20 protein-coding genes are annotated in these 19,213 nt (G+C 63.5%); 14 read left to right on the top strand and 6 right to left on the bottom strand.

Annotated elements, in window-relative coordinates:
• Window positions 1–825 carry a sulfurtransferase gene (locus tag ACODSO_RS02250; protein WP_489034686.1) on the bottom strand — a complete coding sequence of 275 codons (825 nt, stop codon included), beginning with the start codon at window positions 823–825 and terminating at the stop codon, window positions 1–3.
• A gap of 500 nt (window positions 826–1,325) precedes the next feature.
• On the opposite strand from ACODSO_RS02250, the gene ACODSO_RS02245 reads away from it, so the two are divergent.
• Genes ACODSO_RS02245 through ACODSO_RS02230 form a run of 4 tightly spaced genes read left to right on the top strand, consistent with a single transcriptional unit; the run spans window position 1,326 to window position 4,452 of the window.
• Window positions 1,326–2,012, top strand: a complete 687-nt coding sequence (locus ACODSO_RS02245) for a hypothetical protein (RefSeq protein WP_489034684.1) — start codon at window positions 1,326–1,328, stop codon at window positions 2,010–2,012.
• 36 nt (window positions 2,013–2,048) lie between these two features.
• Window positions 2,049–3,326 (top strand): molybdopterin-dependent oxidoreductase, encoded by a 1,278-nt coding sequence (locus tag ACODSO_RS02240; protein ID WP_489034767.1) that lies wholly within the window; start codon window positions 2,049–2,051, stop codon window positions 3,324–3,326.
• Complete coding sequence (locus ACODSO_RS02235) at window positions 3,326–3,793, top strand: hypothetical protein (protein ID WP_489034765.1); 468 nt, start codon at window positions 3,326–3,328, stop codon at window positions 3,791–3,793. The genes ACODSO_RS02240 and ACODSO_RS02235 overlap by 1 nt, the downstream gene beginning before the upstream one ends.
• Window positions 3,790–4,452 carry a methyltransferase domain-containing protein gene (locus ACODSO_RS02230; RefSeq protein ID WP_489034682.1) on the top strand — a complete coding sequence of 221 codons (663 nt, stop codon included), beginning with the start codon at window positions 3,790–3,792 and terminating at the stop codon, window positions 4,450–4,452. The genes ACODSO_RS02235 and ACODSO_RS02230 overlap by 4 nt, the downstream gene beginning before the upstream one ends.
• A gap of 18 nt (window positions 4,453–4,470) precedes the next feature.
• Here the strand turns inward: ACODSO_RS02230 and ACODSO_RS02225 are convergent, their stop codons facing one another.
• Window positions 4,471–5,832, bottom strand: a complete 1,362-nt coding sequence (locus ACODSO_RS02225; protein WP_489034764.1) for a hypothetical protein — start codon at window positions 5,830–5,832, stop codon at window positions 4,471–4,473.
• Between the two features lie 16 nt (window positions 5,833–5,848).
• Here ACODSO_RS02225 and ACODSO_RS02220 point away from each other — a divergent pair, with 16 nt between their 5' ends.
• From ACODSO_RS02220 to ACODSO_RS02190, 7 genes are all read left to right on the top strand, one after another.
• On the top strand, window positions 5,849–6,655 hold the full coding sequence (locus ACODSO_RS02220; RefSeq protein ID WP_489034681.1) for an S-methyl-5'-thioadenosine phosphorylase: 807 nt from the start codon (window positions 5,849–5,851) through the stop codon (window positions 6,653–6,655).
• Window positions 6,652–7,701 carry an NAD-dependent epimerase/dehydratase family protein gene (locus ACODSO_RS02215; protein ID WP_489034679.1) on the top strand — a complete coding sequence of 350 codons (1,050 nt, stop codon included), beginning with the start codon at window positions 6,652–6,654 and terminating at the stop codon, window positions 7,699–7,701. The genes ACODSO_RS02220 and ACODSO_RS02215 overlap by 4 nt, the downstream gene beginning before the upstream one ends.
• Window positions 7,694–8,332, top strand: a complete 639-nt coding sequence (locus ACODSO_RS02210) for a glycosyltransferase family 2 protein (RefSeq protein ID WP_489034677.1) — start codon at window positions 7,694–7,696, stop codon at window positions 8,330–8,332. Before ACODSO_RS02215 ends, ACODSO_RS02210 begins: the two co-directional genes overlap by 8 nt.
• Window positions 8,329–8,982: a TIGR04282 family arsenosugar biosynthesis glycosyltransferase gene (locus ACODSO_RS02205; RefSeq protein ID WP_489034675.1), complete on the top strand. Its 654-nt coding sequence runs from the start codon at window positions 8,329–8,331 to the stop codon at window positions 8,980–8,982. Before ACODSO_RS02210 ends, ACODSO_RS02205 begins: the two co-directional genes overlap by 4 nt.
• 141 nt (window positions 8,983–9,123) lie before the next feature.
• Complete coding sequence (locus ACODSO_RS02200; protein ID WP_489034673.1) at window positions 9,124–9,540, top strand: helix-turn-helix domain-containing protein; 417 nt, start codon at window positions 9,124–9,126, stop codon at window positions 9,538–9,540.
• The gene (locus tag ACODSO_RS02195; RefSeq protein WP_489034671.1) at window positions 9,537–9,878 is read left to right on the top strand and encodes a DUF4180 domain-containing protein; all 342 of its coding nucleotides are present in this window, start codon (window positions 9,537–9,539) and stop codon (window positions 9,876–9,878) included. The genes ACODSO_RS02200 and ACODSO_RS02195 overlap by 4 nt, the downstream gene beginning before the upstream one ends.
• Window positions 9,879–9,923: 45 nt before the next feature.
• On the top strand, window positions 9,924–10,085 hold the full coding sequence (locus tag ACODSO_RS02190; RefSeq protein WP_489034669.1) for a hypothetical protein: 162 nt from the start codon (window positions 9,924–9,926) through the stop codon (window positions 10,083–10,085).
• A gap of 3 nt (window positions 10,086–10,088) precedes the next feature.
• Here ACODSO_RS02190 and ACODSO_RS02185 read toward each other — a convergent pair whose 3' ends face one another.
• Window positions 10,089–10,523: a MarR family transcriptional regulator gene (locus ACODSO_RS02185; protein ID WP_489034668.1), complete on the bottom strand. Its 435-nt coding sequence runs from the start codon at window positions 10,521–10,523 to the stop codon at window positions 10,089–10,091.
• A gap of 157 nt (window positions 10,524–10,680) precedes the next feature.
• Between ACODSO_RS02185 and ACODSO_RS02180 the strand changes: the two genes are divergently transcribed.
• The 3 genes from ACODSO_RS02180 (at window position 10,681) to ACODSO_RS02170 (ending at window position 14,365) form a co-directional block, all read left to right on the top strand.
• Window positions 10,681–11,775, top strand: coding sequence for a glycoside hydrolase family 183 protein (locus tag ACODSO_RS02180; RefSeq protein ID WP_489034666.1), 1,095 nt, complete (start codon window positions 10,681–10,683; stop codon window positions 11,773–11,775).
• A gap of 50 nt (window positions 11,776–11,825) precedes the next feature.
• A complete protein-coding gene (locus tag ACODSO_RS02175; RefSeq protein WP_489034664.1) occupies window positions 11,826–12,449 on the top strand; it encodes a class I SAM-dependent methyltransferase in 624 nt (207 codons plus the stop codon).
• A gap of 80 nt (window positions 12,450–12,529) precedes the next feature.
• On the top strand, window positions 12,530–14,365 hold the full coding sequence (locus ACODSO_RS02170; protein WP_489034663.1) for an acyl-CoA dehydrogenase: 1,836 nt from the start codon (window positions 12,530–12,532) through the stop codon (window positions 14,363–14,365).
• A gap of 147 nt (window positions 14,366–14,512) precedes the next feature.
• On the opposite strand, the gene ACODSO_RS02165 is transcribed toward ACODSO_RS02170, so the two are convergent.
• From ACODSO_RS02165 to ACODSO_RS02155, 3 genes are all read right to left on the bottom strand, one after another.
• A complete protein-coding gene (locus tag ACODSO_RS02165) occupies window positions 14,513–15,004 on the bottom strand; it encodes a flavin reductase family protein (RefSeq protein ID WP_489034662.1) in 492 nt (163 codons plus the stop codon).
• A gap of 212 nt (window positions 15,005–15,216) precedes the next feature.
• Window positions 15,217–17,664, bottom strand: coding sequence for a VanW family protein (locus ACODSO_RS02160; protein WP_489034660.1), 2,448 nt, complete (start codon window positions 17,662–17,664; stop codon window positions 15,217–15,219).
• Between the two features lie 221 nt (window positions 17,665–17,885).
• Window positions 17,886–19,127 (bottom strand): PucR family transcriptional regulator, encoded by a 1,242-nt coding sequence (locus ACODSO_RS02155; RefSeq protein WP_489034659.1) that lies wholly within the window; start codon window positions 19,125–19,127, stop codon window positions 17,886–17,888.
• Window positions 19,128–19,213 lie beyond the last annotated feature (86 nt).

The raw sequence follows: 19,213 nt of genomic DNA, 5'->3' as shown, positions 1-19,213 counted from the left end.
TCAGGGATTCGGTCCCGTCGCGACGGGACGGGACGGGTCGTTGGACCATTGCGACCACGAGCCGGGGAACAGTGCGGCGTCGATGCCCGCAATGGCAAGCGCCGCAACTTGATGGGCAGCCGTCACACCGGATCCGCAGTAGACGCCGACCGCTTCGATGTCGCCGAACTTGCGGCGCAGAACGTCGGCCGGGAGGAATCTGCCGTCGTCCTCCAGATTGGTTGTCGTCGGCGCACTGATTGCGCCCGGGATGTGGCCTGCTTTCGGGTCAACCGGCTCGGTCTCGCCGCGGTAGCGTTCGGCCGCCCGGGCGTCGAGCAATGTTCCCGACTCCGCCAGCGCTGCAGCCTCGTCGGCAGTCAGGACCGGAAGGTGACCTGCACTGAGCTCGATGTCACCGGCCCCAGCGGCCAATTCCTCACCCTCGGCGGTGTCGTGCCCGGCCGCAATCCACGCCTTCAGGCCACCGTCGAGAAGTGACACCTGTTCGACGCCTGCCCACTTCAACAACCACCATGCCCGCGAGGCCGCCAGATTGCCCGTGTTGTCATAGACCACGACAGGCACACCGACGCTGATTCCCCACCGTCGCGCCGACAATTGCAAGTTCTCGATCGACGGTAGCGGGTGGCGGCCGAGCTCAGGTGCACCATGCGCGGCCAGCTCGGTATCGAGGTCGACGAACACGGCACCGGGGATGTGCGCCTCGAGGTAGTGCTGATGCCCGGCGGAGTCACCGAGGGCCCAGCGGACGTCGAGCACCACGGGTGGAACCAGGCTGCCCAGCGCGGACTTAACGTCGGCGACGTCGCGGGTGACACTCATCGGCATTCTCCTTCGAAAGCATCGGCGTCTGGCGGGGTTGGGGTTGGGGTTGGGGGCCCAGCGTAGTGACCGAATGTCTGTTTGAGTCACTCAGAGTGACCGAATGTCTGTTTGAGTCACTCAGAGTGACCGAATGAGCCATTCGGTCACTCCGAGGGGGCCGCGACAACCAAACCGAACCCCCGGTTAGTGCCGAGGGCGGCGCGCTAGGTAACGGACCAGACTCGGCCGGATCACGGATCGGTCACGGGCCTACTACGAGTGTTGAAAACGGACATTCTGGTCACCGAACTGGGCAAAAAGGTGAGAGCCTGTGTCTACCAACGCGATTTGACGCACGGTTTTTTGGAACGAGACGCCTCCTGCGGCCGACCGCTCCTTCTCCACGCCGAATCGATTCGCTGCCACGAACCGGCTTCGTACCGGAACCAATCCAGATCGGCACCGGCGGCGAATCACCCACAACGCTCAAGAGATGAGCAACGAAAGGTAGATCCGACATGATCTCGATCCGTAAAGTCATGGCCGCCACTGCAGTTGGCGCAATGACGCTCGTGCCACTCGCTGCATGCTCCAGCGACGACTCCTCCACCACCGAGAGCAGCACCAGCTCGGCAGCGATGGAAACCACCGAAGCGATGCCCGAGCCTGCCGCCGAGGTCGACGACCTCAGCAACGGAGTCAGCACCGCGGTCGCTCTGGACCCCGGCTTCACCGGCGCACTGACGACGCTCGGCCTCACGCCAGGTGTCATCGGAACCGCCACTCTCGCAGACGGTTCCATCATCTTCCCGATCACCGGCGGCAACGTGAAGTACTGGGAGCCCGGCACGGTCGATCCCTACGTTCAGGGTGAAATCATGCACGACGGGAGCGGCTTGTCGCTCACCGCAGGCGAGACCGTCGTCGAGCTCACCGATTTCGACATCGATCCGGGCACGTCACTGCTTACCGGCACCGTCTCGGTCAACGGCGAGGTCGCAGCCGAAGACGCCGTCATCTTCGACCTCGACGGACGCACCCTGAACCCGTTGGCAACCGGCCCCGACAACACGGCCATCCTTCAGGGAACCCAGGTCAAGATCTCCGAGACCGCAGCCGGCCTGCTGAACGACACGTTCCAGACCGACGCTGTCACCCCCGGCCTGCTCGTCGGCGTTGCGACCATCACTGTCGCTACTGCCTAAATGTCCGCAGAACCCGAGCGCGCGCGGTCACCGCATATGGTGGCCTCGCGCGCTCGGGCGCGTGGTCGGCTCCGCTTGCATAGCCCCCGGAAGCTCCGCTTCCGCAGCCCACTGAGAGGCCCGTGGCTCACGTCGGTGTTCGGCGCTGTCCTGCTCGCCGGGTTGCCGATAGTGATCGTCACGGGGCTGTTGTCCTACATCGCATACGGGCCGCAGTTCGGTCAGGCGATGCCTGCAGATGTCGGGTGGCTTCGGCTTCCTCAGTTCGACTGGCCCACCGACCCTGCCTGGCTCTATCGACTCACCCAGGGACTGCATGTTGGTCTCGGGCTTGTTCTCGTTCCGATCGTCTTGGCAAAGCTGTGGTCGGTCATTCCGAAGCTGTTCGTCACACCGCCGATTCCATCGATAGCCGGTGCACTGGAACGTCTTTCACTGATCGCGCTCGTCGGCGGGGTCCTGTTCGAGATCGTCACCGGAGTACTGAACATCCAGTACGACTACCTCTTCGGATTCAGCTTCTACACCGCCCACTACTGGGGCGCATGGGTCTTCATCGCCGGATTCGTCAGCCATGCAATCTTGAAGGCTCCGTTGGCGATTCGCACCCTACGTCGACGTTCGTTGATACAGGTACTGCGAGACAAGCAGACCGAGCAAGAAGTCGGTGATTCCGATCTCATCGCCGCAGATCCTGACAAGCCCACGATCAGTCGCCGCGGCGCGCTGGCTCTCGTCGGTGGTGGCGCGGTGTTCGTCGCCGTACTCACGGCAGGACAGACCACCGGCGGGTTACTTCGACACGCCGCGATTCTGCTGCCCCGCGGACGTACGTACGGCGACGGGCCGAACGACTTCCAAATCAACCGAACAGCCGTCGCCGCAGGTATCGACGACGCGAACACCGGTGCGGACTGGGCACTCGAACTCATCAGCGGCGATACGAAGGTGACTTTCGACCGCGACGCATTGCTTGGGATGGAGCAGCACACCGCCGAGCTCCCGATCGCCTGCGTGGAGGGATGGTCGACGGTGCAGACGTGGACGGGTGTGCGCCTTCGGGACCTGGCCGCGTCGGCGGGCGTCGGGAACCTCGATTCGGCGCTGGTCTCCTCGATCGAGGAGAACGGGCCGTTCCGTCAGGCCGCACTGCAGTCCAATCAGGTTCTCCATTCGGATTCCCTTCTGGCGCTCCGTGTCAACGGTGCTGACCTGTCTCTCGACCATGGCTATCCAGCCCGCATCATCGTCCCGGCAATGCCGGGTGTGCACAACACCAAATGGGTCGCGGCCATCGAGTTCAGGTCATCGTGATCAGGCGACTGTACGGGGCGAGTCCGCTCCACCTACTCACACTCGGTTTCGCCTTCGCTCTCGTGGGATATGTCGTGTACGTGGCTGGCATTCAGACGTTCTGGAACAAAGACGTCTGGTGGCAGTCGATTGCTGTGTGGTTCGCCGGAGCAGTAGTCGCACATGATCTCGTGCTGTTTCCGCTGTACGCGATTGCCGATCGCTCACTCCGATTCGGGCTCGGTCGAACACACCGCATGCGCGTCTCGCCACTGAACTATGTTCGCATTCCGACAGTGGGGACTGCGCTGACCTTCGCGTTGTTCTTCCCCGGAATACTGCAGCAGGGATCGCAGACCTACGAGGCCGCAACCGGTTTGACTCAGGAGCCGTACCTCGGTCGCTGGCTGTTGCTGTCCGCGGCTCTGTTCGGAGTCAGTGCAGTCGCCTACGCCATCCGCCTTGCATCCTTCAGGAGAGACACATGACCGTTACGGCTGACGAGCTGTTTCGTCGGGCCTCCTCCGGCCTCCCGTGCTGGATGGGCCATTCCGACGGCTCACGGGAATCGCTTCCGATCGCACGATGGATGGGCGGCGACGCGTCGACCCTCGAGGACCGAATCGCCGACTTCTCGATGATCGATCAATGCACGGGGCCTACCCTCGACTTGGGCTGCGGTCCAGGTCGGCTCACCGAAGGGCTTGCACGACGCGGCATCTCGGCCCTGGGCGTCGACACCTCTCGCAAGGCTGTCGATCTCACCGTCAACCGCGGGGGGCGTGCGGTACTACGGGATCTGTTCGAGCCCTTACCGAATGTAGGCGACTGGGACAGTGTGTTGCTGGCCGACGGCAACATCGGTATCGGGGGCGATCCGGTTCGATTGCTTTGCAGGGCTGCTGAGCTGATTCGGCCGGGCGGGTCAGTGATCGCCGAGGTCGACGCACCGGGCGACGACCGGGTCCTCACACAGACTGTGCGTTGGGAGACCGACACGACGGTCGGCGACTGGTTCGCCTGGGCGCGTGTCAGCGTGGATGCGACATCCGGGTTGGCGCAGGCCGCAGGGCTTTCCGTCGTCGACATCGCGCCGATTCACGGTCGGTACTTTGCGCGGCTACGCTCTTCCCCGGTGAGCGGGTAAGTGGTGCGCGCACTTCGGTCACCAGTTCGTGAACAAGAGATGATTGATCGCGAGCGCAGCGGACACCTGCAGCGTCAGCCAGAACTTGTGCGTGCGCTGCGGCAGAACGGCCGGAGCGAGCAGCATCCACATCGCGAAGGGCAGCCAGATACGTTCGGTCTCGGCCTTGCTCAGTTGACTCAAATCCGCCATCACGACGGCTGCAAGCGCTCCGATGACCAGCAAGTTGATCGGCTCGGCCCTGGTGAAGATCCGTGGGAACGCCGCCGGTACCGCCACCCCTACTGCACAGAACAACGCGGCAATGTTCGCCCATCCCCAGTACTCGAACGGCCTGTCCAACGCGATGCCCTGATAGTAGCGTTCCTGGACCAGCTCGTAGCCGTCGAACCACCAGAACCCGTACACAGTGAAGATGGCAGTGACCACCAGCGCTCCCGCCACGGCACCGATGAGCGGCCATGCCGTGCGTGCTGCGATCAGCACTGCGATGGCGGGCAGTCCCATCAACACGAGCCCGTAGTTCAGATAGATCCCGAACCCGAAGAGCAGACCCGCCGCGAACGATGCCGGCCACCGGTGCGCTCGGGTGGAGATGGCGAGCAGCGCGATGCCCCACGCCACGACACCCATGTAGAAGGCGTCGGCGGACACGGCCACCCAGATGGCCGCCGGCGCCAACACTGCGAAGGGCGCCGCTCGACGAGCCATCGTCTCGTCCCCGAGTGCACGCACCGCGACGATGACGGCGACGGCCGCGCTTGTCCCGACGACAACACACAGAGTCGCAGCCCAAGCGCCTCCACTGAGCCCGAGCCGGTCGAGCCACACGAACGTCAACAACGCGCCTGGCGGATGTCCGGAGACGTGCGTGGTCCACGAGTCTGCCTGGTAGTCGAGAATCCTCTCCGAAAATCCACGCAACGTCGCCGGGATGTCGGTGACACCGGGCACCTCGTGCAGGTACTCGTCCGTGGACGCAAGCCGGGTGGTGAAGCCACGTCGCCAGCCGTCGATCATCGCCAGCGACATCGTCCAGGCAGCAGAGGCGGCCCACACCAGAGCAAGGAGTCGGCGCCACGGCAATCTGCGCGCAAGATCCGGACCCCACAGAACGCCGGTCACGGCGATCAGGATCGCGAACGGCGTCCCCCAGCCGTAGTGGAACTCACGAAAGCCGAAAAGAGGTGCAGCATCCGCGAAATCGCGTACTTGCTGTGGTGTTCTGTTGATGATCGGAGTGACCAGTTCGTTGCCCAGGTACGGCACGACGAACGCGACCGCCACGAGCACGAGAGCCACTGTTGCGGCGAGAGACTCTCTCCAGTAGCGGATAGCGTTCACCTTTTCCCTAGTGCGACTTACTCTCGCGCCCAGCATAGAAGAGAATGACATCATGACAACAGCACTCACGCCGGGGCATCATCGCGCGGACATCGCCGTGATCGGCGGAAGCGGCTTCTACTCGTTCTTCGGCGAGGACGCCGAGAGCATTCAGATCGATACTCCTTACGGATCGACCAGTGGCCCGATCACCATCGGTGACGTCGCCGGCCGGCCGGTTGCTTTCCTGCCACGCCACGGCGTCGCCCACGAGTACGCCCCGCATACGCTGCCGTACCGGGCGAACATGTGGGCCCTGCGGACGATCGGCGTTCAACGCGTGTTCGCCCCGTGCGCCGTCGGAAGCCTTGTCCCTGAGCTCGGTCCGGGAACCGTCGTCGTGCCGGATCAACTCGTGGACCGAACGAACGGACGCATCCAGACGTACTTCGACAACGGCGGCATCCACGTCGAGTTCGCAGATCCGTACTGCAGAGACCTTCGCGACGCCGCGCTGCAGGATGGAGTCGTCGACGGCGGGACGATGGTGGTCGTCGAAGGTCCACGCTTCTCCACCCGCGCGGAGAGCCACTGGTTCGCCAGGCAGGGGTGGACGTTGGTGAACATGACCGGACATCCCGAAGCGGTGCTGGCGCGCGAACTCGAACTCTGTTACACCCCGATCGCACTCGTCACCGATCTCGACGCGGGAATCGAAGCAGGACAGGGTGTTCGAGCAGTAGATGTCTTCGCAGAGTTCCAGAAGAACATCGAACCCTTGAAAGCTCTGGTTCGAGGAGCGATCGGGGCCGCGCTCATGGGACCGTGCGAGTCGTGCCGCGTCCACGACGGCGTCGCTCTACCGATCGACCTACCATGACGCGTGTACTTCTGACCGGTGCAGCCGGTTTCATCGGAGGCCATATCCTGACTGCCCTCTCTCCGACATTCGACGTCGTCGCCATCGACGCGATGCTGGCCTCCGCCCACGGGACCGAGAACCGACCCGACGGAATCGACCGCGTGGACGTTCGCGACCACGACGCTCTCGTCACGTTGCTCGAGAACACCGATGCTGTGTGCCACCAAGCAGCAGTGGTCGGCGCAGGCGTCGACGCCGCAGACGCCCCGGCCTACGCGAGCCACAACGACTTCGGTACCGCGGTTCTGTTGTCCGCCATGGCCGAAGCTGGCTGCAGACGACTGGTTCTGGCATCGTCGATGGTGGTCTACGGGGAAGGTAAGTATTGCACCCCATCCGGACGCGTCGTGACGCCAGGGCTCCGCACCGAGCTCGAGGTCGGACAGTTCGACAACACCGATCCCGACACCGGCGAGGTGTTGGATTGGGCTCCGGTGACCGAGGATTCGGCGTTGCGTCCACGTAGCACGTACGCCGCGAGCAAAGTTGCGCAGGAGAACTACGCCCTGGCGTGGTCGCTGGCGACAGGCGGGTCCGTGACCGCACTGCGCTACCACAACGTGTACGGCGCCCACATGCCACGCAACACACCGTACTCGGGCGTCGCAGCGATGTTCCGGTCCTCACTCGAGGCCGGGCAACCCCCCCAGGTCTACGAGGATGGCAAACAGGTCCGAGATTTCGTCCACGTATCCGATATCGCTGCCGCGAACGTGTTGTCGATCTCGGCCGATCTCCCCGGATTCACAGCACTGAATGTGTCCTCGGGACAGCCGATCACGATCGGCGAGGTCGCACAGGCACTATCCGACGCATGTGACGGACCCGCCCCTGAGATCACCGGAAAGTACCGATCCGGCGACGTTCGGCATATCGTGGCGAGTCCCGAACTGGCTCGCGACACAATCGGCTTCAGTGCGTCGATCTCGCCCAACGACGGACTTCGCGAGTTCGCGACGGCACCGCTGCGCGACGCCGAGGGCACGGGCGCCCCACATGTCTGACGTGACCGTGATCATCCCATGCATGAACGAGGCGGGTTCGCTGCCGGGGGTTCTCGCGCGGATTCCCGACGGCTATCGCGTCCTCGTCGTGGACAACAACTCGACAGACGAGACGGCGAATGTAGCGGCGAGCCTCGGCGCCACCGTGATCCATGAACCCGTCCCAGGCTATGGATCTGCGGTCCACGCGGGCGTCACCGCTGCCGACTCCGAGGTCGTGTGCGTTCTCGACGGCGACGGATCGATGGATCCGCAGGACCTGCCGCCTCTCGTCGCTGCCCTCGATCACGCCGACCTCGCAGTCGGACGACGCAGGGGCGGCAACTCACCTCTCCACGCTCGGCTGGGGAATGCTGTTCTGTCCATGAGGCTTCGGACCAAGTACTCGCTCCCGGTCCATGATCTGGGTGCCGTTCGTGCGGTGCGCAGACAAGCCCTTCTCGACTTGAATATCAGCGATCGACGCTCCGGCTACCCCTTGCAACTGCTCGTTCTCGCATCGAGGGCGGGTTGGACCGTCACCGAACTGGACGTGTCGTACAACCCCCGCACCGCGGGGGTATCCAAGGTGTCCGGTTCGGTCAGAGGGACTGTCGTTGCGGTACGGGACTTCTGGAAGGTACTGAAGTGAAGGTCACTGCACTTGTCGTCGCGAAGGCGCCCGTCGCCGGTCTCGCCAAGACACGGCTCGCGGCAACCCTCGGCGACGAGGCAGCCGCCGACATCGCAGCGGCCGCCTTGCTGGACACCCTCGACGCCGTCTCCGCAACCGGCTTCGACACCCGAATCGTCGCGATGACAGGCAATCTCGCCAACGCGAGTCGTCGAGAAGAACTGGAGGCGGCGTTGGCGTCGTTCACCGTGGTGGAGCAGCGCGGAGAGAGCTTCGCCGAACGGCTGCGGTACGCGCACGAAGACGCGGCGGGCGACCCGGTGTTCCAGATCGGCATGGACACCCCGCAGGTGCATCCAGCGCTACTGGCATCGTCGGCCGTGCTCCTCACTGGGACCGGGCGCTCGGTTCTCGGTATGGCCGAGGACGGCGGATGGTGGGCACTCGGACTACCCGATCCGACGCTGGCCCGGGCGTTGCTCGGCGTCCCCATGTCGACACCGGACACCGGGGCGCGCACGCGGGACGCGTTGCGTGCTCTCGGTGCAGAGATCGAAGCGCTGCCGGTCCTGCGCGACGTCGACCACGAGAGCGACCTGCACCCCGTCGCGGCCGAGTGCACGCCGGGCAGTCGTTTCCTGGACGCGGTGCAGCGGTACTCGACGTGAGACAGGGTCAGGGAAGAAATGGGAGCGTTGCGGAGCTGTGCGCGTTGGCTGGGGCTCCGCCCCAGTGGCACGGTTAAGCGCACTCCCGTGCACTCAACCGTGCCACTGCGGCGGAGCCGCAATACGGTAGTTTGAGGAACTATGGGGAATGATTACTACACCGCCGAGCAGGTCGCCGAGCTCCTCGGACTGCACGTGCGGACGGTACGCAACTACATCCAGGACGGCCGGTTGCCGGCGGTGCGGATCGGAAAGCAATACCGGATCACCCCTGACGGACTGGCCGCACTGACCGGCGGCGAAGCCCCGACCGCAGCCATCCGCGTCTCCGTCACTGCCGTCGTCGATGTGGAGAACATCGACGAACAAACCGCATCACGGCTCGCACTCTTTCTGTCCACATCGGCGACCGGCCGCGGCCCCAGCGACAGACGTCTGAAAATCGACACCGGATACGACGCGAATGCCGCCACGTTGAAGGTGATCGTCATCGGCGGCGGAAGCGATACCTCGGAAGTTCTTCGTCTGATCGACACCTTCGTCGAGGGCAGTCGATGAACATCCTCTACCTCGACCGGTCGGGAACGCTGCTGGCGTCCGAGTCCGACGCGCTCGATCTCGTCGGCGACGCATACGGGATGGACGCCTCCGTTGTGGTTGTTCCCCTCGCGCGCCTACATCCGGACTTTTTCGATCTCAGCACCCGGATCGCAGGAGAATTTGTGCAGAAGCTGGTGAACTACCGGATTCGACTCGTGATCGAGGGCGACATCAGCCTGTTGACAAACACCAGCGAGTCCCTCCGTGCATTCGTGGCCGAGTCCAATCGGGGGCCACACATTTGGTTCGTTCCCGATCGGTTATCTCTCCAGGACCGGATTGCAACAATCCAATAGCAGCTTTCGCAGCTTTTTCACAGGACTGAGTGCTACAAACGACGTGTGACCGGGGTACTGATTGGCGTAGCGATATGGCTGGCGGTGGCATTGCTCGTTGCCATCGTGCTCGGCCGTGTCTCGCGGCGTGCCGACAGCGAAGAACTGGGCTCTACGTTGAATTGGGACACGGAGGACATCGAAGAGTCCATCCCGCACGATCGCTAGCCCCTATTCGATCCGCTCCACCATTCGAATCAAGATGTCCGACGCCTTGGCCAACGCAACCCGTTGACTGTCGGTGAGCGACTCCAGCTGCTCGGCGAGCACTCGCTCTCGCTCCGCGACATCGTCACTGGCAATTCGACGGCCTTCCTCGGTGAGTGTCAGCATCACCTGCCGCCGATCGGTGGGATGCGGAACCCGCTCGAGCAAGCCCATTTCCACCAGCGCATGCGATGAACGTGACACCGACGGTGGCTTGATCCGCTCACGAGACGCCAGCTCGCGCGTCGTCATCGGCCCTTCGCGAAAGATGGTCGTCAAAATGGACAGCTGCCCGACGGGGATTCTGTCGCTGGTGTGCCGCAGCCGAAGCCTCCGATTCAGTCGCAACGCCGAGACGGAAAGGTCCCTGGCCAGGTACATGTCCGATTCGGAGCTCATTCGCTCAGGTTAGCGCGCCTTACCATCGACCCCCGTTCCCGGCCGTGACAACTCGCTCCATCGAACTTTTTCCCCGTTAGTACCGCACCAAACAATCTATTGGGCTACTATTCCCGCGGTTCAAGACCTTGCGACCGGATTGTGCCTGGGGGGCTTTGTGAAGCGTTCGACGACGATGCTCATCACCGTGCTGGTGTCGTCTCTGGTCGTTGCCGGCCAGGCCGCAGCCAACCCCAATGCAATCAATCCAATCCCCGTACTCAACGGGACCTTCGGGGTTCCCCAGCTGAGCGGACGTACGGTCGCCGTCGCCCAGACCACCGGCATGTCGAGCACGAACGAGACACAGAACTTCAACATGCTCGGAACCGATCTCGGCATCATGTGGGACAACGGAAACGGTGAAGTCCTGACAGCCTTCGGTGACACCGCCGGGCTCGGCGTGCCGAACCTTCTTCAGGGCAGTCTCTGGTCCTGGCGCAGCAACGCCATCGTCCGCAGCCACGACGGCAACCTCGCGGACGGAATGACGTTCGACAGCATCGTCAAAGATCCGATCGGCCAATCGAAAGAAGTGGTTCCGAGCCCCAAGATACCGTTCGTCGAGGTCAGCCGAATCCCCACCGCGGGCGTCGCAGTGGGACCGAATCAGTTCATGAGTCTTATGTCGGTCAACAACTGGGGCACACCCGGCCGGTGGGAGACGAACTATTCCGGGCTCGCCGTGTCGGGTGACAACGGCGAAAGCTGGGCGCCCGTGCAGGAGACTCAGCGACCGAGCGAAGGCGGGAATCGAAATTTCCAGCAAACCGCTTTCCTGAAGGACGGCGGGTTCGTCTACCAGTACGGGACGCCGCCCGGACGGGGCAACCTCGGCCACGTCGCCCGGGTTCCCGAGAAGGACATCCTCAACCTCGGCGAGTACGAGTACTGGAACGGGCACGAATGGAGGAAGAACGACCCCGCGGCTGCCGCTCCCGTCGTCGGTGGCGTCGGTGAGCTGTCCGTTGCCTACAACCAGCATCTCGGGCAGTACCTGATGCTCACCACGGACCCGTTCGACTCCATCGTCATGCGGCGATCACCCACACCGGTCGGTCCGTGGAGTGCGCCGGAGGTTCTTGTCGACACACGTGAACTGCCGAGTGCCTACGCGCCGTTCATCCACCCGTGGTCCACGGGTTCCGACCTCTACTTTCTTGCCACCGTGCACCGCAACTACAACGTCGTGTTACTCCGAACCACGCTGTAGTTACGCGGGTCGATCCGAACGACCGAGACCTCGGCCGCATACTCGACTCCATGGATGCCTCGGCCTGGGACGCCAAATACTCCGCCGCAGATCTCGTGTACGGCGCTCCGCCCAATCAGACCCTCGTCGAGTTCGCAACGACGCTCCCACGGGGAAGGGCATTGGATCTAGCCTCGGGTGAAGGCCGAAATGCGCTGTGGCTGGCCACCCGTGGTTGGGACGTGACAGCCGTCGACTTCTCCGCCGTCGGACTCACCAAGGGCCACCGGATCGCATCGAAGTCCCCGAAGTCCGTCCAGACCCGACTCACTTGGGTTCACGCAGATGTGACCACCGTCCTACCCGAGCCCGAATATGACTTGGTGCTCATGCTCTATCTACATCTGCCCCAGGAGCAACGCCGCACAGTGATCCACAACGCAATCGGTGGCCTGAAACCTGATGGAATCCTCATGATTCTCGGTCACCACGCGTCGAATATCGCCGACGGAGTGGGCGGGCCTCAGGATCCCGAAATACTCTACACGCCAGAGCAATTGGCGGCTGATGTCGGCGAACGCGCCACCATTCTCCGGCGCGAAAAGCGGCTACGAGCCACACCCGACGGCACCGCAATCGATTCGTTACTACTGGCCGGTAGGTCCGGCCTTGGCAGCGGAGCCGATCGGGAGTAATATCGCTCTATGTTACCGACGAGTAGCTAACTTGGGCGGTACTTACGAGACCGCACCACCGACTGGAGAGCGAACACGCAATGGGCCATTACAAGAGCAACCTTCGGGATCTCGAGTTCAATCTGTTCGAACTGTTCGGACTCGACCAGTCCCTCTCGGGCGAGAACTTCGGCGACCTCGACGGCGAGGCGGCCCGCGACATGCTGCGCGAGGTCGTGCGGCTGGCGGAGGGCCCCTTGGCCGAGTCGTTCGCCGAGTCGGACCGCACTCCCCCCGTGTTCGACCCCGAAACACACACCGTCACGCTGCCGGACGCCTTCAAGAAGTCGTTCAAAGCGCTGTACGACGGCGAGTGGTGGCGCGTCGGTCTGGACGAGGAAGTCGGCGGCATCCCCGCACCCCGCACGCTGGGCTGGGCCATCAACGAGCTGCTGCTCGGCGCCAACCCGGCTGCGTTCATGTACTCCGCAGGTCCCGGCTTCGCCAACGTGCTGTTCCACAACGGCACGGATGAGCAGAAGGAATGGGCCAAGGTCATCGTCGAGCGCCGCTGGGCTGCCACCATGGTGCTCACCGAGCCCGACGCCGGATCCGACGTCGGCGCGGGCCGCACCAAGGCGATCAAGCAGGAAGACGGTTCCTGGCACATCGAGGGCGTCAAGCGCTTCATCACCTCGGCCGTGTCCGACGACCTGTTCGAGAACACGATGCACCTCGTCCTGGCTCGCCCCGAAGGCGCCGGACCGGGCACCAAAGGCCTGAGCCTGTTCTACGTCCCCAACACCCACTTCGACTTCGACAAGGGCGAACTCGGCGAGCGCAACGGCGTCTTCGTCACCGGTGTCGAGCACAAGATGGGCCTCAAGGCCTCGACCACCTGCGAGCTCACATTCGGTGGCCATGGAATCCCCGCACAGGGTTGGCTCGTCGGCGAGGTCCACAAGGGCATTGCTCAGATGTTCGACGTCATCGAGCACGCACGAATGATGGTCGGCACCAAGGCAATCGCCACCCTCTCCACCGGCTACCTCAACGCGCTCGAGTACGCCAAGGAGCGCGTCCAGGGCGCCGACCTGACGCAGATGACGGACAAGACCGCGCCGCGCGTCACCATCACCCATCACCCCGACGTGCGACGCAGCCTCATGACACAGAAGGCATACGCCGAGGGCCTGCGTGCGGTCTACCTCTACACTGCCGCACACCAGGATCCGATCACGGCGAAGCAGGTTTCCGACGCAGACGAGGACATCGCCTACCGCGTCAACGACCTGCTGCTTCCGATCGTCAAGGGCGTCGGCTCGGAGATCGCCTACCGCCAGCTGGCCGAGTCGCTGCAGACGCTCGGTGGGTCCGGATTCCTTCAGGACTACCCGATCGAGCAGTACATCCGCGACTCGAAGATCGACTCGCTGTACGAGGGCACCACGGCCATCCAGGCACAGGACTTCTTCTTCCGCAAGATCGCCCGCGACCGTGGCGTCGCACTCGCTCATGTCGCCGGACAGATCAAGTCGTTCATCGACAGCGAAGCCGGCAACGGCCGCCTCAAGGCCGAGCGCGCTCTGCTCGCTACCGCACTCGAGGACGTGCAGGCCATCGTCACCACGATGACCCAGCAGCTCATGGGTGCACAGGAGCAGCCGACCGAGCTCTACAAGGTCGGACTCGCGTCGGTGCGTTTCCTCATGGCTTTCGGAGATCTGCTCATCGGTTGGCTTCTTCTGCGTCAGGCCGAGATTGCCATCGCGGCACTCGACAACGGCGCAGAGGGCAAGGACAAGTCGTTCTACGAGGGCAAGGTCGCCGTCGCATCGTTCTTCGCGAAGAACGTTCTGCCGGAGCTGACCGCAACCCGCGGCATCCTCACCAACATCGATCTCGACGTCATGGAGCTCGACGAAGCTGCATTCTGATTCTGCACTGACAATGGCCGCAACCTTATCCAAGGTTGCGGCCATTGTCGTTTCTCGCGTGTGGAGTAGGTGCGCGCAGAATCGCCAGGTACTGCCCGAATTGCTAGCTACCAGCTGCGCATCTAGCAATTCCGCGCGCGCCTGAGGTCACGCCTGCAGTTTGCGGAACTTACTACCGTGAAAAATGATCGGGTCTATTTCGCTCTGCACTTTCAGGGAATGGATGCGCAGCAGGACGATTGCGTGATCGCCGGCCGGTACCTGCTGTTCGATCGTGGTGTCGAGCCACGCGGTCGCGCCGTCGATGAATACCGCACCTTTGTCCGTGGTCTGCAGATCGAGACCTGCGAACCGGTCACCCGTCTTTGCAGCCAGGGTGCGGGCGGCGTCGTTGTGCGCCTCACCCAGAACACTGACGCCGATACTGTGCAGGCCCTCCAGCTTGGGCCACGTAGTCGAGGTGTTCTGGATGCATACGGCGACGAGCGGCGGTTCGATGGACACCGCGACGAAACTGCTCGCCGCAAGCCCGACGGGAACACCATCGATCTCGGCTGCGATGGCAACGACTCCGCTGGGGAACTGCGCATAGGCCTGACGGAGAGTGGCCTGGTCGAGATCGGTGTGTGTGAGGGTCATACCAGAGTTCCCTTTCGTGCGTCTGTGCAGCTGTGATGACGGGTCCCCATCGCCGCACACGGTCCACGATACGAGTGTCGGTGCCCGATGCGGTGTCGAGCAAATACTGAAACGGTCTTTTCGATCTTCGAAAGCACCTACGACGTTCACCCAACACCGCGATGAGTCCGGAGTAAAGGGTCCGAATCACTCGGATTCTTTACGCTCGAGGTCTACTCCCCATCCTCGTTGGGTGGCGCGGGCGCGTCCTCAGCCGGTTCGTCCCGAGGAGGAGGCTCCGGCGACTCGCATCGAACGATCGGAATGGGGTCGTACTTGACCGTGCGGGTGTTGCGCGAGATCTCGTTGCCCGTCGCGATATCGGTGACGACGCGAGTGTCGCTGGCAGTGAATCCTGAGCCACCACCGGATGCAACGCACCCAGGACCGGCAGGAAGGGTGATGGTGTTCGGGCTCGTCGGATTCGTCCGAGGTCCGGTGATCGACTCGACGTCGACCGTCTTGGTTCCCCAGAGACGCACTGTGACACTGGAATTCGTGGCGAACGACTCGATCACAATTCCGGTTTTCGTCGGGTTCGTGAACTTCAGGTCGATTGCACCTTCGAACACCGTTGCCTCACGCGCCTCGGGGTACCTACTGATGTAGTAGCTGTGTTCGGTATGTCCCGCGTCTTCCATGCCACCGAAGTACGACGCGTTGTACAGCGTCGTCGCGAATTGACTGATACCTCCACCGACCGCGCGATCCGGCCGACCGTTGTCGATGATCCCTGACTCCACGAAACCTTGGGCCGTCCCTCGTGGGCCCGTGTACTCGTTGAGCGAGAACGTTTCTCCCGGCTTCACGAGTGCGCCGTTGACGATGTCGGCGGTAAGTCCGATGTTGACTCCCGACGCGTACTCGAAGCCGCCGGTCGTGTACTCGGCAACGACTTCGTTGATTCCCAGTGCTTGCGCACCTTCTGTCGTCAGCTCGGGTTGGGCCGGCTCGTAGATGGCCGCAGCGGTCCGAGTGTCCGTCGAAGCGAGCAGAGCCGGCAGTTGCTCCAGCGTCTTCGGCCATTGCACCAGCTCGCCCACCACTCCCGGCACTACGGTGGGCGCACCGCCACCGAGAGCGAACGACGCGTCCTTGGGCTGGGTTTCCGTCGATGCCAGCGCAGGGGCGAGGATACCTGTGGCGGCAGCAGTGTCGAGGCGCGTCGCGAGAGCGCCTTCTCCGTCGGGTTCGAACGACAGAATCCGAGCGATTCCATCCGGATCCAACACTGCCTCGGCATTGTCCTGGCCGGTGAACACAACGGGCGCCGATACTGCGGGCGTCGCCACCTCGGCGAGTACGCGGTTCACTTCGTCCTGGTGGACCGTCACGTCGACGGTCTCGACCGGCACCTCGAGGGCACCGAAGGCCCAGTTCGCTTCTATGGCCTCACGCGCGCCCGCCACGTCCAAGGCCTGCCCTGGGGCTGGGGTCACGCCGACGGGGGTGGCGCCCTCGAAGACGACATCTCCCTCGGACGGTGCCCGATCTGTCTGTGCGCGAATCGATTCCACGGCGCCATCGAGCGCTGCAGGGTCCACTGTCGACTGCACACCGATTTCGCGATCGGTGAAGAACGACGCCAGACGAGTGAACGGATTGATCGGTTGTGAACCCGCGCGATCGAGCGTTGCGACCCAGTCGATATCGAGACCGGCGTCCCGTGGAACCAGTTCGAGCTGTCGATCGCCTGCATCGATGTCGACAGCCTGGTCGACGCGGGACCCGAGCTCGGCCTGCAGCCGTGCCTCGGCATCGTCGTGACTCAGACCGCCGACCGCAACACCGGCAACCGATACTCCCCGCGGCACGGAACCGTTGGAGGACAACATATCTGCGGCGTAGAACACACCGAGAATCGCGACGGCCGCACCGACTATCACCGCAATCTTGATACGTGAAGACTTATCATCGGAGACAACGGCGGCCTCGGAAGCATCGACCGATTGACCTTCGTGCGCGGGAGGTTCAGCCGCGGGAGGTTCGGGTGCCGCTGGAGACCCGACGGCGGGAAATACCACGGTGGCAGTGTCACCGATGTCTGCTTCCGGTGCCGCGGTTGCCTGCGCCGTGGTCGCTGGTGCCGTGGTCGCTGGTGCCGTCGGATCCTCGGCGTGAACCGCGTCCACCTCGGTGGTCGAGAGATCAACGGCATCGCCGCCGGTGACTTTCGATTCCGGCGGGAGAGCGTGCGCTTGGGTGGGCTGCTCCTCGTCCAGGACCGGTGCATCTTCCATGTCAGAGCGGGTGCTTGCGTCATCGGCAGGTGTGCCCCCCGCCACGTCGAGATCCGACGTCTCGGACACCTCTGAGCCGTCGGGCTGCACGGCCTCCTCGGGCTGCACGGCCTCCTCGGGCTGCACAGCCTCTTCAAGTTGAACACCTTCGTCGAGCACGGTCTCCTCGGGCTGCACTGCCTCTTCGGATTGCACAACCTCGTCGACGGCGATCTGTCCCGGTGGCGGTTCGTTCGGATCGATCGCGCGCATCACCTCGGTAATCGCCTCGTACGGAGGAACGTCCTCTACGACGGCATCGTCGTCATCGGACATCGCCGCGTTATGCAGCGGATCCGGCACCTTTTCGTGCTTACCTTTGCCGTCTCCACCGACGCTCACGTTCTTGGCCCTCCCGAACCCCCGGACATCTGTTGCGACTTTCCAGCCCGAGCTTACGCATCGGCACACCGGACGTCCGTGCTCAGCACCCGAGGCAAGAAGAAACACAGAGGCCCCACACCGCTGCCGGGTCGGGGGTCGGGCAGCAGTGTGGAGCCACTACGAGTATCGCCCCAGCTTGTGATGCGTTACAACCGAACTTCGAATGTCTCCCAATTCATTCATTTGAACGAACCGCGCGGTGTCGAACTGTCCCCCTGACCGACCGCCCGCACCCAGTGTCCGGTCTTGACCAGAGCCAACGTGAGCAGGAGTCGATCTCGCGGGTCTCCCAGGTCAAGGCCGGTAAGCTCCTCGATCCGGCGGATTCTGTAGATCACCGTGTTTCGATGGCAGTAGAGGATCTTGGCAGCGTTGGTCGGCGATCCGTCGCTTGCCAGAACGTGCGCGAGGGTGCCGAGCAGAGTTTCGCGCTGTGGTTCCGGATGCGTCCACAGACTTCCGAGAGCGTGGTGGACGAGCAATTCGGACGACTGCTCGTCGGCCGCCATGATCACCCGCGGCAACCGGTCCGTTGCCAACGCCACACCGCTGTCCTCGGTGATCGTCTCGGCAGTCAACGCCGCGAGACGGTACGCAGCGGCGAACGACGACACACCATCGGGGGAATGCGCGACGCCGACGGGCCCTACCGCCCGGGCAGCCAGGGCCGAAACGATCGAATTCCATGATCCGCGCGGCAGCGCGACGAGCGCAAACTGATGACCATCACGAATGTTCCAGTGCGAGACGGCGCCGATCTGGTCCAGAGCGTCCTCGGGTGCGGACAGCGGCGGTGACCCGTGCTCGTCGAGCGGGCCTACGACACAGGCAATTTCCTGCGATGCGGAAAGCCCGAGGGTGGCACGCGCTTCGATGACGAACGCGGGATCTCCTCCTCGCCCCGATCGCAGGCCGTCGAGAATCACCAGAACGTTGGCCAGATCGCGCTGCTGCATACGCGCGCTCTCCCGCCGATACGCGTCGACGAGAGTCTCGTACTGACTGTCGAGTGCACGCCACAGTTGCTGCCCGGCCACGAGAAGCAGATGCTCGTCGATCTCCGATCGATGCTGCTCACGTTCGAGCACCAACTCTTCCCACAACGTTCGGCTGCCGAGCGTGTAGGCCTTGAGCACCAATTCCATCGGTATGCCCTGACGTGCACGCTCCCGACCGGTTCGACGCCACACTTCACGTGTGTTGTCGTCAGCTGCGGACGCCCCGGAGAGCGTTCTCAGACCTTGCCTGATGTGCTCGCGAGTGCTGCGTCGAAGCTCGCCTGCGATGTCCGGGGTCGCACTGACCATGTATGCCGGCTCCTGTTCGATCAGCGCCAGCGTGATCGAGTCGGCGATCGCATCCGCGCGGGACGACAACCCCGACCACGCCCGCTGAATCCTCTCCTGATCGACCGTTGTCACAGCTCCCCGGGCAGCGGAGCGCGAGGAAACGTCGCGAGCACCGGGGGTAACCACAAGAACAGTTTTGCGCATTCAGCCCACATGGA

Source organism: Rhodococcus sp. FG69, assembly GCF_057808915.1.
Note: the sequence above shows the minus strand (reverse complement) of the source record. Positions and strands in the feature narration are given on the sequence as shown.